Raw genomic sequence first — 14,375 nt, forward strand, 5'->3', positions numbered from 1 at the left:
TTTTTGAGTGTGCTCTCTTGTGTTGTACGATTTTAACTGAGGCCTTGCACTAGCAAGGTCTTTTCTTTGTCTGGTCCCCTTAAAATTTAAGGAGGAAAAGTCATGAATCCCACATGTAAGAAACGTTTGGGTGCAATTCGTTTGGAAACCATGAAGGTGGTAGCACAGGAGGAAATCGCACCAGCAATTTTTGAATTAGTCCTAGAAGGGGAAATGGTTGAAGCTATGCGAGCAGGCCAATTTCTACATCTGCGTGTGCCTGATGACGCCCATCTTTTGCGTCGTCCTATTTCAATTTCGTCTATTGATAAGGTTAAGAAGCAGTGTCGTCTTATTTATCGGATTGAGGGAGCTGGGACAGCTATTTTCTCAACCTTAAGTCAGGGAGATACTCTTGATGTGATGGGCCCTCAGGGAAATGGTTTTGACTTGTCTGACCTAGATGAGCAGAGTCAGGTACTCCTTGTTGGTGGGGGGATTGGTGTTCCGCCCTTGCTTGAGGTAGCCAAGGAATTGCATGCGCGTGGTGTGAAAGTAGTGATAGTTCTCGGTTTTGCTAATAAGGATGCTGTTATTTTAGAGACGGAATTGGCCCAATATGGGCTGGTCTTTGTAACGACAGATGATGGTTCTTATGGTATCAAGGGAAATGTTTCAGTTGTCATCAATGATTTAGATACTCATTTTGACGCCGTCTATTCATGTGGGGCTCCAGGAATGATGAAGTATATCAATCAAACCTTTTATGACCACCCAAGAGCCTATCTATCTCTGGAATCTCGTATGGCTTGTGGGATGGGGGCTTGCTATGCCTGCGTCCTAAAAGTGCCAGAAAGCGAGACGGTCAGCCAACGCGTCTGTGAAGATGGCCCTGTTTTCCGCACAGGAACAGTTGTATTATAAGGAGAAAATCATGACTACAAATCGTTTACAAGTTTCTCTACCAGGCTTGGATTTGAAAAATCCAATTATTCCAGCATCAGGCTGTTTTGGTTTTGGTCAAGAGTATGCCAAGTACTATGATTTAGACCTTTTAGGTTCTATTATGATCAAGGCGACAACTCTTGAACCCCGCTTTGGCAATCCAACTCCAAGGGTGGCAGAGACACCCGCTGGTATGCTTAATGCAATTGGTTTGCAAAATCCTGGTTTGGAAGTTGTTTTGGCTGAAAAGTTACCTTGGTTGGAAAGAGAATATCCAAATCTTCCTATTATCGCCAATGTAGCTGGTTTTTCAAAACAAGAGTATGCGGCTGTTTCTCATGGGATTTCCAAGGCAGCTAATGTAAAGGCTATTGAGCTCAATATTTCTTGTCCCAACGTAGATCACTGTAATCATGGACTTTTGATTGGTCAAGATCCAGATTTGGCTTATGATGTGGTGAAAGCAGCTGTGGAAGCCTCTGATGTACCAGTTTATGTCAAACTGACCCCTAGTGTGACGGATATCGTTACTGTCGCAAAAGCTGCAGAAGATGCGGGAGCAAGTGGCTTAACTATGATTAATACTCTGGTTGGAATGCGCTTTGACCTCAAAACCAGAAAACCAATCTTGGCCAATGGAACAGGTGGGATGTCTGGTCCAGCAGTCTTTCCAGTAGCCCTCAAACTCATCCGCCAAGTAGCTCAAACAACAGACCTGCCTATCATTGGAATGGGAGGAGTGGATTCGGCAGAAGCTGCCCTAGAAATGTATCTGGCTGGAGCATCGGCTATTGGAGTTGGAACAGCCAACTTTACCAATCCATATGCCTGTCCTGATATCATCGAAAATCTGCTAAAAGTCATGGACAAATACGGCATTAGCAGTCTAGAAAATCTCCGCAAGGAAGTAAAAGAGTCTCTGAGATAAACTGCAATCAATCTGTTTTTGATTTCTTATTATTTTGTAATGTTGATTATAGAGAATTTTGATATAATGAAATGAGTAAGAACAGAGGAAGAAAGTTAATGAAGAAATTGAGATTTATTTTTTTAGCCCTGCTATTTTTCTTAGCCAGACCAGAGGGTGTAATGGCTAGCGATGGTACTTGGAAAGGAAGACAATACCTGAAATCAGATGGCAGTCAAGCAGCCAATGAGTGGGTTTTTGATGCTCATTATCAATCTTGGTTTTATATAAAAGAAGATGCCAACTATGCTGAAAACGAATGGCTGAAACAAGGTGACGACTATTTTTACCTAAAATCTGGTGGTTATATGGCTAAATCAGAATGGGTAGAAGACAAGGGAGCCCTCTATTATCTTGACCAAGATGGAAAGATGAAAAGAAATACTTGGCTAGGAACTTCCTATGTTGGTGCTACAGGTGCCAAAGTAATAGAAGACTGGATCTTTGATTCTCAATACGACGCTTGGTTTTATATAAAAGCAGATGGCCAGCACGCAGAGAAAGAATGGCTCCAAATCAAGGGTAAGGACTATTATTTTAAATCTGGTGGTTATCTACTGACAAGTCAGTGGATTGAGCAGGCTTATGTGAATGCCAGTGGTGCCAAAGTACAACAAGGTTGGCTTTTTGACAAACAATATCAATCTTGGTTTTACATCAAAGAAAATGGAAAACATGCTGAGAAAGAATGGATTTTCGAAAATGGTCACTATTATTATCTAAAATCCGGTGGCTATATGGCAGTGAATGAATGGATTTGGGATAAAGAGTCATGGTTTTACCTCAAATCTGATGGTAAAATGGCTGAGAAAGAATGGCTATACGATGATAAAAGTCAAGCCTGGTACTACTTCAAATCTGGCGGCCACATGGCGAAAAATGAGACAGTAGATGGTTATCAGCTTGGAAGTGATGGTAAATGGCTTGGAGAAAAAGCTACAAGCGAAAATGCTGCTTATTATCAAGTAGTACCTGTCACAGCAAATGTTTATGATGCAGATGGTGAAAAGCTGTCTTATATATCGCAAGGTAGTGTTGTTTGGCTAGATAAGGATAGAAAAAGTGATGACAAGCGTCTGGCTATTACTATTTCTGGTTTGTCAGGCTACATGAAAACAGAAGATTTACAAGCGCTAGATGCTAGTAAGGATTTTATCCCTTATTATGAGAGTGATGGACACCGTTTTTATCACTATGTGAGCCAGTATGCTAGTATCCCAGTAGCTTCTCATCTTTCTGATATGGAAGTAGGCAAGAAATATTATTCGGCAGATGGCCTGCATTTTGATGGTTTTAACCTTGAGAATCCCTTCCTTTTCAAAGATTTAACAGAGGCTACAAACTATAGTGCTGAAGATCTGGATAAGGTATTTAGTCTGTTAAACATTGACAATAGTCTCTTGGAAAATAAGGGAGCTACCTTTAAGGAAGCCGAAGAACATTACCATATCAATGCCCTTTACCTCCTTGCCCATAGTGCCTTAGAAAGTGACTGGGGACGTAGCAATATTGCCAAAGATAAGAATAATTTCTTTGGAATTACAGCCTATGATACGACCCCGTACCTTTCTGCCAAGACATTTGATGATGTGGATAAGGGAATTTTAGGTGCAACAAAGTGGATTAAGGAAAATTATATCGATAGGGGCAGAACTTTCCTTGGAAACAAGGCGTCTGGTATGAATGTTGAATATGCCTCAGACCCTTATTGGGGTGAAAAAATTGCTAGTGTGATGATGAAAATCAATGAGAAACTAGGTGGCAAAGATTAGTCCTATAATTGGATATGATTTGAGTGAGTAGTAATACTCTTCGAAAATCTCTTCAAACCACGTCAGCGTCGCCTTACCGTATAGATGTTACTGACTTCGTCAGTTCTATCTGCAACCTCAAAACAGTGTTTTGAGCAACCTGCGGCTAGTTTCCTAGTTTGCTCTTTGATTTTCATTGAGTATAAGTTAAAAATCCTGATTTCAAGTAAAATCAGGATTTTTTCATGGATGCGATTTTTTCGGGGTCTGGTGTAACGCGGAGGGTCTTTTGTCCTGTGTAAGTGACAAAGCCGGGTTTGCCACCAGTTGGTTTGTTGAGTTTCTTGACTTCAATCATATCTACCTGCACGAGATTCGACAGGCGCCCTTGAGAGAAGTAGGCAGCTAACTCTGCTGCGTCTGTCTTGACTTCATCAGATGGGTCAAGATTTCCTGAGATGACAACATGGCTTCCAGGAATGTCCTTGGCATGGAACCAAAGTTCCTCCTTGCGGGCCATTTTAAAGGTTAGCTCCTCGTTTTGCAGGTTATTGCGTCCTACATAGATTATGGTTTTGCCATCGCTTGCTAGATACTGTTCTGGTTTTTTGCGTTTCTGGATTTTCTCCCGTTGTCTTCTGCGGATAAAACCTGTTTGAATCAATTCTTCACGGATTTCAGCGATTTCTTCTAGTCCAGCTTGGTTGAGGACGGTTTCTACACTTTCCAGATAGAGAATAGTGGCTTTGGTTTCTTCAACCAGGTCAGTCAAGTATTTGACAGCTTCTTTGAGTTTCTGATAACGTTTAAAATAGCGTTGGGCATTCTGGTTGGGAGTCAGGGCCTTATCAAGCGCAATCGTGATGGGTTGATTAGTGTAGTAATTATCTAGGATAACCTTGTCTTGGTCGTTAGGCACTTGATGAAGGAAGGTTGTTAGCAATTCTCCTTTTTGGCGAAATTCTTCAGCATTGTCTGTCGCTAGTAACTCTTTTTCTTGTTTTTTCAGCTTGTGTCGATTTTTCTGAAGCTCATTTTCAACACGACGAATGAGTTCACTGGCTTGCTGTTTGACGCGGTCGCGTTCAGCCTTGTCCTTATAGTAGGTGTCAAGCAAGTCAGAAAGACTGGTAAAAGGCTCTCCTAGACTATTTTCGAAGGGAATTGGGCTGAAGGAGGTCTCTGTTAGGTAAGGCTTGGTTTCTTGGATGAAGAAGTGACGGAAGGTAGAAAGTTTATCACGAACCAAGAGCTTTTCCAGTTCGTTTGCCGTATCTCGCCCCAAACCTTGAAAGAGGCTTTGAAGATTTTTAGCTGTTAATTCCCGGGTTTGCAAGATTTCAAAGAGTTTTTCATCCTTGATAGTAAAAGGATTGAGAGAATCGGTACTTGGGGGAGCGATATAGCTTGACCCTGGGAGTAAGGTGCGGTAGCTGTTTTGTGAAAAACCAACGTGTTTGATGACTTCGAGGATTTTATGGCTACTTTTATCCACGAGGAGAATATTACTGTGTTTGCCCATGATTTCGATAATGAGAGTTGCCTGGATATGATCCCCAATCTCGTTTTTATTGGAAACTGTAATCTCCACAATTCGGTCATTTTCGATTTGCTCAATCGACTCAATCAGGGCACCCTGCAAATACTTTCTCAAAACCATGATAAAGGTTGAAGGTTGGGCTGGATTTTCAAAAGTCGTTTGGGTCAGCTGAATGCGTCCAAAAACTGGATGGGCAGAAAGGAGCAGGCGATGGCTTTGGCGATTGCTACGGATTTGCAAGACCAACTCTTGTTCAAAAGGTTGATTGATTTTCTGGATGCGACCGTTCACTAACTCTCTTTGCAATTCCTCAACCATGTGGTGTAAAAAAAATCCGTCAAATGACATCGTTCTCTCCTTGTGATTGTATTCCATAGTATTATATCAAAAAGGTAGAATAAAATCATGGAAATGTGGTATAATAAAGCCAAGTAAAGAGAAACGAGAAGCGCATGTATATTGAAATGGTAGATGAAACTGGTCAAGTTTCAAAAGAAATGTTGCAACAAACCCAAGAAATTTTGGAATTTGCAGCCCAAAAATTAGGAAAAGAAGACAAGGAGATGGCAGTTACCTTTGTGACCAATGAACGTAGTCATGAACTCAATCTGGAGTACCGTGACACAGACCGTCCGACAGATGTTATCAGCCTTGAATATAAGCCAGAGTTGGAAATTGCCTTTGACGAAGAGGATTTACTTGAAAATCCAGAATTGGCAGAGATGATGTCTGAGTTTGATGCCTATATTGGGGAACTGTTCATCTCTATCGATAAGGCACATGAGCAGGCCGAGGAATATGGCCATAGCTTTGAGCGTGAGATGGGCTTCTTGGCAGTACACGGCTTTTTACATATCAACGGCTATGATCACTACACTCCGGAAGAAGAAGCGGAGATGTTCGGTTTACAAGAAGAAATTTTGACAGCCTATGGACTCACAAGACAATAAACGAAAATGGAAAAATCGTGACCTGATATCCAGTTTAGAATTTGCCATCACAGGAATTTTTACTGCTATCAAGGAAGAACGCAATATGCGAAAACATGCAGTAACGGCTCTTGTAGTCATTCTTGCAGGTTTTGTTTTTCAGGTGTCACGAATCGAATGGCTCTTTCTCCTATTGAGCATTTTCTTGGTAGTAGCCTTTGAAATTATCAATTCTGCTATTGAAAATGTGGTGGATTTGGCCAGTCACTATCACTTTTCTATGCTGGCTAAAAATGCCAAGGATATGGCGGCTGGCGCGGTACTAGTGGTCTCTCTTTTCGCAGCCTTAACAGGCGCATTGATTTTTCTCCCACGAATCTGGGATTTATTATTTTAAACAGTAAGAGGAAATTATGACTTTTAAATCAGGCTTTGTAGCCATTTTAGGACGTCCCAATGTTGGGAAGTCAACATTTTTAAACCACGTCATGGGGCAAAAGATTGCCATCATGAGTGACAAGGCGCAGACAACGCGCAATAAAATCATGGGAATTTACACGACTGATAAGGAGCAAATTGTCTTTATCGACACACCAGGGATTCACAAACCTAAAACAGCTCTCGGAGATTTCATGGTTGAGTCTGCCTACAGTACCCTTCGAGAAGTGGATACCGTTCTTTTCATGGTGCCTGCTGATGAAGCGCGTGGTAAGGGCGATGATATGATTATAGAGCGTCTCAAGGCTGCCAAGGTTCCTGTTATTCTGGTGGTGAACAAGATTGATAAGGTCCATCCAGACCAGCTCTTGTCTCAGATTGATGACTTCCGTAATCAAATGGACTTTAAGGAAATTGTACCAATCTCAGCCCTCCAAGGAAATAACGTCTCTCGTCTAGTGGATATTTTGAGTGAAAATCTGGACGAAGGTTTCCAATATTTCCCGTCTGATCAAATCACAGACCATCCAGAACGATTCTTGGTTTCAGAAATGGTTCGCGAGAAAGTCTTGCACCTAACTCGTGAAGAGATTCCGCATTCTGTCGCAGTAGTTGTGGATTCTATGAAACGAGACGAAGAGACAGACAAGGTTCACATCCGTGCAACCATTATGGTCGAGCGTGATAGTCAAAAAGGGATTATCATCGGTAAAGGTGGTGTTATGCTCAAGAAAATTGGGACTATGGCCCGTCGTGATATCGAACTCATGCTAGGAGACAAGGTTTTCCTAGAAACTTGGGTCAAGGTTAAGAAAAACTGGCGCGATAAAAAGCTAGATTTAGCTGACTTTGGCTATAATGAAAAGGAATATTAAGTAGAGGTGGGCTCATGCCTGCTTCTTGTTTTTACAGAAGGAGGATTTATGCCTGAATTACCTGAGGTTGAAACCGTTCGTCGTGGCTTAGAAAAATTGATTTTGGGAAAGAAGATTTCGAGTGTAGAAATTCGCTATCCCAAGATGATTAAGACAGATTTGGACGAGTTTCAAAAGGAAGTGCCTGGTCAGATTATTGAGTCAATGGGACGTCGTGGAAAATATTTGCTTTTCTATCTTACAGACAAGGTCTTGATTTCTCATCTGCGAATGGAGGGCAAGTATTTTTACTATCCAGACCAAGCACCTGAACGCAAGCATGCCCATGTTTTCTTCCAATTTGAGGATGGTGGCACGCTTGTTTATGAGGATGTACGCAAGTTTGGTACTATGGAACTCTTGTCTCCTGACCTTTTGGACGCCTACTTTATTTCTAAAAAATTAGGTCCTGAACCAAGCGAACAAGACTTTGATGTGCAGGTCTTTCAAGCTGCCCTAGCTAAGTCCAAAAAGCCTATCAAATCCCACCTCCTAGACCAGACCTTGGTAGCTGGCCTTGGCAATATCTATGTGGATGAGGTTCTATGGCGAGCTCAGGTTCATCCAGCTAGACCTTCCCAGACTTTGACTGCAGCAGAAGCGTCAGCCATTCATGACCAGATCATTGCTGTTTTGGACCAGGCTGTTGAAAAAGGTGGTTCCACCATTCGGACCTATACCAATGCCTTTGGGGAAGATGGAACCATGCAGGATTTTCATCAAGTCTATGACAAGGCTGGTCAAGAATGTTCACGTTGTGGCACCATCATTGAGAAAATCCAACTAGGTGGACGAGGAACTCACTTTTGTCCAAACTGTCAAAGGAGGGGCTGATGGGAAAAATCATTGGAATCACTGGGGGAATTGCCTCTGGTAAGTCAACTGTGACAAATTTTCTAAGAAAGCAAGATTTTCAAGTAGTGGATGCCGACGCAGTCGTCCACCAACTACAGAAACCTGGTGGTCGTCTGTTTGAGGCTCTAGTCAAGCACTTTGGGCAAGAAATCATCCTTGAAAACGGAGAACTTAATCGCCCTATCCTAGCTAGTCTTATCTTTTCAAATCCTGAAGAACGGGAATGGTCTAGGATAACTCAAGGGGAGATTATTCGTGAGGAGCTAGCTACGTTGAGAGACCAGTTGGCTCAGACAGAAGAGATTTTCTTCATGGATATTCCCCTACTTTTTGAGCAGGCCTACAGCGCTTGGTTTGATGAGACTTGGTTGGTCTATGTGGATAGAGATGTCCAAGTAGAACGTCTAATGAAAAGAGACCACTTGTCCAAAGATGAAGCTGAGTCTCGTCTGGCAGCCCAGTGGCCTTTAGAGAAAAAGAAAGATTTGGCCAGCCATGTTTTAAACAACAATGGAAATCAGGACCAGCTTCTTACTCAGGTGTTCTCCCTGCTTGAGGGAGGTAGGCAAGATGAAAGAGATTAACTGGAAGGATAATCTGCGCATTGCCTGGTTTGGTAATTTTCTGACTGGAGCCAGTATTTCTTTGGTTGTGCCTTTTATGCCCATCTTTGTGGAAAATCTAGGTGTAGGGAGTGAGCAAGTCGCTTTTTATGCAGGTTTAGCTATTTCTGTCTCTGCCATTTCTGCAGCACTTTTCTCTCCTATCTGGGGCATTCTTGCTGACAAATACGGCCGAAAACCCATGATGATTCGTGCTGGTATGGCCATGACTATTACTATGGGAGGCTTGGCCTTTGTCCCAAATATTTATTGGTTAATCTTTCTTCGTTTATTAAACGGGGTATTTGCAGGATTTGTTCCTAATGCAACGGCCTTGATAGCCAGTCAGGTTCCCAAGGAGAAATCAGGCTCTGCCTTAGGTACTTTGTCTACAGGCGTAGTTGCAGGCACTCTAACTGGTCCCTTTATCGGTGGCTTTATTGCAGAATTATTTGGCATTCGTACTGTTTTCTTACTGGTTGGTAGTTTTCTATTCTTAGCTGCTGTTTTGACTATTTGCTTTATCAAGGAAGATTTTCAACCAGTAGCCAAGGAAAAGGCCATCCCAACAAAGGAATTATTTACATCAGTTAAATATCCCTATCTTTTGGTCAATCTCTTTCTGACCAGTTTTGTCATCCAATTTTCAGCCCAATCAATCGGCCCTATCTTAGCTCTGTATGTACGCGACTTAGGCCAGACAGAGAATCTTCTTTTTGTCTCTGGTTTGATTGTATCCAGTATGGGCTTTTCCAGCATGATGAGTGCAGGAGTCATGGGTAAGCTAGGTGACAAGGTGGGCAATCATCGCCTCTTGGTTGTAGCCCAGTTTTATTCAGTCATTATCTATCTCCTCTGTGCCAATGCCTCTAGCCCCCTTCAACTAGGACTCTATCGTTTCCTCTTTGGCTTGGGGACAGGTGCCTTGATTCCTGGAGTTAATGCTCTTCTCAGTAAGATGACCCCAAAATCAGGTATTTCAAGAGTATTTGCCTTCAATCAGGTATTCTTTTATCTGGGAGGTGTTGTTGGTCCCATGGCAGGTTCTGCAGTAGCAGGAAAATTTGGCTACCATGCTGTCTTTTATGCGACAAGCCTTTGTGTTGCCTTTAGTTGTCTCTTTAACCTGCTTCAATTTCGAACATTATTAAAAGTAAAGGAAATCTAGTGCGAGTAAAAATTAATCTCAAATGCTCCTCTTGTGGCAGTATCAATTACCTAACTAGTAAAAACTCAAAAACCCATCCAGACAAGATTGAGGTTTTAAAGTATTGTCCCAAGGAAAGAAAAGTAACCCTACATCTTGAATCTAAGTAGATTTTATGGTAAAATAATAAGGATTTTAAGGAGTTTGATATGTATAACCTATTATTAACCATTTTATTAGTATTATCTGTTGTGATTGTGATTGCAATTTTCATGCAACCAACCAAAAACCAATCCAGCAATGTATTTGATGCCAGCTCAGGTGATTTGTTTGAACGCAGTAAAGCACGCGGTTTTGAAGCTGTAATGCAGCGTTTGACAGGGATTTTAGTCTTTTTCTGGCTAGCCATTGCCTTAGCATTGACGGTATTATCAAGTAGATAAGAAAATAATGGGCAGGACTAGGTCTTTGCCTCTTTTTATTTTTAAAGGATGTTTAAGAAGGTTTTGCAGTAAAAGAAAAGAAAAAATCTAGAAAGAAAATATGAAAGATAGAATAAAAGAATATTTACAAGACAAGGGAAAGGTGACTGTCAATGACTTGGCTCAGGCTTTGGGAAAAGACGAGTCCAAGGATTTTCGTGAGTTGATTAAAACCTTGTCCCTAATGGAAAGAAAACACCAGATTCGCTTTGAAGAAGACGGTAGTCTGACATTAGAAATTAAGAAAAAACATGAGATTACTCTCAAGGGGATTTTTCATGCCCATAAAAATGGCTTTGGTTTTGTCAGCCTAGAAGGCGAGGAGGACGACCTTTTTGTAGGGAAAAATGATGTCAACTATGCTATTGATGGTGATACAGTTGAGGTCGTGATTAAGAAAGTAGCTGACCGAAACAAGGGAACTGCTGCCGAAGCCAAAATTATCGATATCCTAGAACACAGTTTGACAACCGTTGTCGGACAAATCGTTCTAGATCAGGAAAAGCCTAAGTATGCTGGCTACATCCGTTCAAAAAATCAGAAAATCAACCAACCGATTTACGTTAAGAAACCAGCTCTAAAACTAGAGGGAACAGAAGTTCTTAAGGTCTTTATCGACAAATATCCAAGCAAGAAACATGATTTCTTTGTCGCGAGTGTCCTTGATGTGGTGGGGCATTCAACGGATGTCGGAATTGATGTTCTTGAGGTTTTGGAGTCTATGGACATTGTATCCGAGTTTCCAGAAGCCGTTGTCAAGGAAGCAGAAAGTGTGCCTGATGCTCCATCACAAAAGGATATGGAAGGCCGTCTGGACTTGAGAGATGAGATTACCTTTACCATTGACGGTGCGGATGCCAAGGACTTGGACGATGCGGTGCATATCAAGGCATTGAAAAATGGAAATCTGGAGCTTGGGGTTCACATAGCAGACGTTTCCTATTATGTGACAGAAGGTTCTGCCCTTGACAAGGAAGCCCTTAACCGTGCGACTTCTGTCTATGTGACAGACCGTGTGGTTCCAATGCTTCCAGAACGACTGTCTAATGGAATTTGCTCCCTCAATCCTCAAGTTGACCGCCTGACCCAGTCAGCCATTATGGAGATTGATAAACATGGTCGTGTGGTCAATTACACCATTACACAAACAGTTATCAAGACAAGCTATCGGATGACCTATAGTGATGTCAATGATATCCTAGCTGGAGACAAGGAAAAGAGACAAGAATATCAGAAAATTGTTCCAAGTATCGAACTCATGGCCAAGCTCCATGACACTTTAGAAAACATGCGTGTGAAACGTGGAGCCCTCAATTTCGATACCAATGAAGCTAAGATTTTAGTGGATAAGCAAGGCAAACCCGTTGATATCGTTCTTCGGCAGCGTGGCATTGCCGAGCGTATGATTGAGTCCTTCATGTTGATGGCCAATGAAACAGTTGCCGAGCATTTCAGCAAGCTGGATTTGCCTTTCATCTATCGAATTCACGAGGAGCCTAAGGCTGAAAAGGTTCAGAAGTTTATTGATTATGCTTCGAGCTTTGGCTTGCGCATTTATGGAACTGCCAGTGAGATGAGCCAGGAGGCTCTCCAAGACATCATGCGTGCTGTTGAGGGAGAACCTTATGCAGATGTATTGTCCATGATGCTTCTTCGCTCTATGCAGCAGGCTCGCTATTCGGAGCACAATCACGGTCACTATGGTTTAGCGGCAGACTATTACACTCACTTTACCAGTCCGATTCGTCGTTATCCAGACCTTCTTGTTCACCGTATGATTCGTGATTACGGCCGTTCTAAGGAAATAGCAGAGCATTTTGAGCAAGTGATTCCAGAGATTGCGACCCAGTCTTCCAACCGGGAGCGTCGTGCCATCGAGGCTGAGCGTGAAGTCGAAGCCATGAAAAAGGCTGAGTATATGGAAGAATACGTGGGAGAAGAGTACGATGCGATTGTGTCCAGCATTGTCAAGTTTGGTCTATTTGTCGAATTGCCGAACACAGTTGAAGGCTTGATTCACATCACTAATCTACCTGAATTTTATCATTTCAATGAACGGGATTTGACTCTTCGTGGAGAGAAATCAGGAACAACTTTCCGTGTAGGTCAGCAAATCCGTATCCGAGTTGAAAGAGCCGACAAGATGACGGGTGAAATTGACTTCTCTTACATCCCAAGTGAGTTTGATGTGATTGAAAAAGGCTTGAAACAAGCTGGTCGCAAAGACAGAGGGCGTGGTTCAAATCGTCGTTCAGATAAGAAGGAAGACAAGAGAAAATCAGGATGCTCAAATGATAAGCGCAAGCATTCACAAAAAGACAAGAAAAAAGGAAAGAAACCTTTTTATAAGGAAGTAGCTAAGAAAGGAGCCAAGCATGGCAAAGGGCGAGGGAAAGGTCGTCGCACAAAATAAAAAAGCACGTCATGACTATACAATCGTAGATACGCTAGAGGCAGGAATGGTCCTGACTGGAACTGAAATCAAGAGTGTACGAGCAGCTCGAATTAATCTCAAGGATGGCTTTGCCCAAGTAAAAAATGGAGAAGTTTGGTTGAGCAATGTTCATATCGCTCCTTACGAAGAGGGCAATATCTGGAACCAAGAACCAGAACGTCGTCGAAAACTCCTGCTCCATAAGAAACAAATCCAAAAGTTGGAACAAGAGACTAAAGGAACAGGAATGACCCTGGTTCCCCTTAAAGTCTATATCAAAGATGGTTATGCTAAGCTCCTTTTAGGTTTAGCTAAAGGGAAGCATGACTATGATAAACGGGAGTCTATCAAACGACGTGAGCAAAATCGCGACATCGCGCGTGTTATGAAAGCTGTTAATCAGCGATAAAAAGAGGAAATGAAAATGGAAAAACTAGTTGCTTATAAACGCATGCCTTTGTGGACTAAAGAAACCATGCCAGAGGCTGTTCAGCAAAAGCACAATACAAAAGTTGGGACTTGGGGCAAGATTACTGTCTTGAAGGGAGCTCTCAAGTTTATTGAATTGACAGAGGATGGTGAGGTTCTAGCTGAACATCTCTTTGAAGCAGGGGCTGACAATCCAATGGCACAACCACAAGCCTGGCACCGAGTGGAGGCTGTAACAGACGATGTAGAATGGTATTTGGAATTTTATTGTAAACCTGAGGATTATTTCCTTAAGAAATACAATACCAATCCTGTTCATTCAGAGGTCCTAGAGGCTATGCAGACAGTAAAACCAGGGAAAGCCTTGGATTTGGGCTGTGGTCAGGGCCGGAATGCACTCTTTCTAGCACAGAATGGTTTTGATGTGACAGCTGTGGATCAAAATGAATTATCTCTTGAAATCTTGCAAAGCATTGTGGAGCAGGAGGACCTAGACATGCCTGTTGGTCTTTACGATATCAATTCAGCCAGTATTAGCCAAGACTATGATTTTATCGTATCAACTGTTGTTCTCATGTTTTTGCAAGCGGACCGCATTCCTGAAATTATCAAAAATATGCAGGAGAAAACCACTGTTGGTGGCTATAATCTTATCGTCTGCGCCATGGACACGGAGGATTATCCTTGCTCAGTGAACTTCCCATTCACATTTAAAGAGGGAGAATTGGCTGAATACTACAAGGATTGGGAAATGGTTAAGTACAATGAAAATCCTGGTCATCTTCACCGTCGCGATGAGAATGGCAATCGTATTCAACTACGCTTTGCGACCATGCTAGCTAAAAAAATCAAATAATACTCTTCGAAAATCTCTTCAAACCACGTCAGCGTCGCCTTACCGTACTCAAGTACAGCTTGCGGCTAGCTTCCTAGTTTGCTTTTTGATTTTCATTGAGTATAAAC

Annotated in this window: 15 protein-coding genes; 14 read left to right on the forward strand and 1 reads right to left on the reverse strand. The window is 42.1% G+C overall.

Features of this window, described 5'->3' with window-relative positions:
• The first annotated feature begins 102 nt into the window (after positions 1-102).
• The 3 genes from SK608_RS04320 (at position 103) to SK608_RS04330 (ending at position 3,663) form a co-directional block, all read left to right on the forward strand.
• The gene (locus SK608_RS04320) at positions 103-903 is read left to right on the forward strand and encodes a dihydroorotate dehydrogenase electron transfer subunit (RefSeq protein ID WP_033676851.1); all 801 of its coding nucleotides are present in this window, start codon (positions 103-105) and stop codon (positions 901-903) included.
• Positions 866-1,852: a dihydroorotate dehydrogenase gene (locus tag SK608_RS04325; RefSeq protein WP_200872042.1), complete on the forward strand. Its 987-nt coding sequence runs from the start codon at positions 866-868 to the stop codon at positions 1,850-1,852. The genes SK608_RS04320 and SK608_RS04325 overlap by 38 nt, the downstream gene beginning before the upstream one ends.
• Positions 1,853-1,950: 98 nt before the next feature.
• On the forward strand, positions 1,951-3,663 hold the full coding sequence (locus tag SK608_RS04330) for a glucosaminidase domain-containing protein (RefSeq protein ID WP_033676856.1): 1,713 nt from the start codon (positions 1,951-1,953) through the stop codon (positions 3,661-3,663).
• 211 nt (positions 3,664-3,874) lie between these two features.
• Here the strand turns inward: SK608_RS04330 and pavA are convergent, their stop codons facing one another.
• Complete coding sequence (pavA, locus tag SK608_RS04340; protein ID WP_033676858.1) at positions 3,875-5,530, reverse strand: Rqc2 family fibronectin-binding protein PavA; 1,656 nt, start codon at positions 5,528-5,530, stop codon at positions 3,875-3,877.
• Positions 5,531-5,634: 104 nt separating this feature from the next.
• Between pavA and ybeY the strand changes: the two genes are divergently transcribed.
• The 11 genes from ybeY (at position 5,635) to tehB (ending at position 14,268) form a co-directional block, all read left to right on the forward strand.
• Entirely contained in the window at positions 5,635-6,132 is a 498-nt protein-coding gene (ybeY, locus tag SK608_RS04345) for an rRNA maturation RNase YbeY (RefSeq protein WP_000275156.1), read from the forward strand.
• On the forward strand, positions 6,113-6,508 hold the full coding sequence (locus tag SK608_RS04350; RefSeq protein WP_000378157.1) for a diacylglycerol kinase family protein: 396 nt from the start codon (positions 6,113-6,115) through the stop codon (positions 6,506-6,508). Before ybeY ends, SK608_RS04350 begins: the two co-directional genes overlap by 20 nt.
• 16 nt (positions 6,509-6,524) lie before the next feature.
• Positions 6,525-7,424, forward strand: coding sequence for a GTPase Era (era, locus tag SK608_RS04355; protein WP_033676860.1), 900 nt, complete (start codon positions 6,525-6,527; stop codon positions 7,422-7,424).
• 48 nt (positions 7,425-7,472) lie between these two features.
• On the forward strand, positions 7,473-8,297 hold the full coding sequence (mutM, locus tag SK608_RS04360) for a DNA-formamidopyrimidine glycosylase (RefSeq protein WP_033676863.1): 825 nt from the start codon (positions 7,473-7,475) through the stop codon (positions 8,295-8,297).
• Positions 8,297-8,902: a dephospho-CoA kinase gene (coaE, locus tag SK608_RS04365; protein WP_033676865.1), complete on the forward strand. Its 606-nt coding sequence runs from the start codon at positions 8,297-8,299 to the stop codon at positions 8,900-8,902. Before mutM ends, coaE begins: the two co-directional genes overlap by 1 nt.
• Entirely contained in the window at positions 8,889-10,088 is a 1,200-nt protein-coding gene (locus SK608_RS04370) for a multidrug efflux MFS transporter PmrA (protein WP_033676867.1), read from the forward strand. The genes coaE and SK608_RS04370 overlap by 14 nt, the downstream gene beginning before the upstream one ends.
• The gene (rpmG, locus tag SK608_RS04375; protein ID WP_001809104.1) at positions 10,088-10,237 is read left to right on the forward strand and encodes a 50S ribosomal protein L33; all 150 of its coding nucleotides are present in this window, start codon (positions 10,088-10,090) and stop codon (positions 10,235-10,237) included. Before SK608_RS04370 ends, rpmG begins: the two co-directional genes overlap by 1 nt.
• A 39-nt stretch (positions 10,238-10,276) precedes the next feature.
• Positions 10,277-10,510 carry a preprotein translocase subunit SecG gene (secG, locus tag SK608_RS04380; RefSeq protein WP_000282517.1) on the forward strand — a complete coding sequence of 78 codons (234 nt, stop codon included), beginning with the start codon at positions 10,277-10,279 and terminating at the stop codon, positions 10,508-10,510.
• Between the two features lie 100 nt (positions 10,511-10,610).
• Positions 10,611-12,962, forward strand: a complete 2,352-nt coding sequence (gene rnr, locus SK608_RS04385; RefSeq protein ID WP_033676868.1) for a ribonuclease R — start codon at positions 10,611-10,613, stop codon at positions 12,960-12,962.
• Positions 12,925-13,392, forward strand: a complete 468-nt coding sequence (gene smpB / locus SK608_RS04390) for an SsrA-binding protein SmpB (protein WP_001051750.1) — start codon at positions 12,925-12,927, stop codon at positions 13,390-13,392. Before rnr ends, smpB begins: the two co-directional genes overlap by 38 nt.
• A gap of 15 nt (positions 13,393-13,407) precedes the next feature.
• Positions 13,408-14,268, forward strand: coding sequence for an SAM-dependent methyltransferase TehB (tehB, locus tag SK608_RS04395; RefSeq protein WP_033676869.1), 861 nt, complete (start codon positions 13,408-13,410; stop codon positions 14,266-14,268).
• Positions 14,269-14,375 lie beyond the last annotated feature (107 nt).

Origin of the sequence: Streptococcus mitis subsp. hohhotensis, assembly GCF_000722775.1 — a bacterium.
GTDB lineage: Bacteria > Bacillota > Bacilli > Lactobacillales > Streptococcaceae > Streptococcus > Streptococcus carlssonii.

Bases quoted from the DNA above. Each gene is read 5' to 3' on its own strand.
- SK608_RS04320 (WP_033676851.1), top strand. From the start codon at position 103: ATGAATCCCACATGTAAGAAACGTTTGGGTGCAATTCGTTTGGAAACC.
- SK608_RS04325 (WP_200872042.1), top strand. From the start codon at position 866: ATGGCCCTGTTTTCCGCACAGGAACAGTTGTATTATAAGGAGAAAATC.
- SK608_RS04330 (WP_033676856.1), top strand. From the start codon at position 1,951: ATGAAGAAATTGAGATTTATTTTTTTAGCCCTGCTATTTTTCTTAGCC.
- pavA (WP_033676858.1), bottom strand. From the start codon at position 5,530: ATGTCATTTGACGGATTTTTTTTACACCACATGGTTGAGGAATTGCAA.
- ybeY (WP_000275156.1), top strand. From the start codon at position 5,635: ATGTATATTGAAATGGTAGATGAAACTGGTCAAGTTTCAAAAGAAATG.
- SK608_RS04350 (WP_000378157.1), top strand. From the start codon at position 6,113: ATGGACTCACAAGACAATAAACGAAAATGGAAAAATCGTGACCTGATA.
- era (WP_033676860.1), top strand. From the start codon at position 6,525: ATGACTTTTAAATCAGGCTTTGTAGCCATTTTAGGACGTCCCAATGTT.
- mutM (WP_033676863.1), top strand. From the start codon at position 7,473: ATGCCTGAATTACCTGAGGTTGAAACCGTTCGTCGTGGCTTAGAAAAA.
- coaE (WP_033676865.1), top strand. From the start codon at position 8,297: ATGGGAAAAATCATTGGAATCACTGGGGGAATTGCCTCTGGTAAGTCA.
- SK608_RS04370 (WP_033676867.1), top strand. From the start codon at position 8,889: ATGAAAGAGATTAACTGGAAGGATAATCTGCGCATTGCCTGGTTTGGT.
- secG (WP_000282517.1), top strand. From the start codon at position 10,277: ATGTATAACCTATTATTAACCATTTTATTAGTATTATCTGTTGTGATT.
- rnr (WP_033676868.1), top strand. From the start codon at position 10,611: ATGAAAGATAGAATAAAAGAATATTTACAAGACAAGGGAAAGGTGACT.
- smpB (WP_001051750.1), top strand. From the start codon at position 12,925: ATGGCAAAGGGCGAGGGAAAGGTCGTCGCACAAAATAAAAAAGCACGT.
- tehB (WP_033676869.1), top strand. From the start codon at position 13,408: ATGGAAAAACTAGTTGCTTATAAACGCATGCCTTTGTGGACTAAAGAA.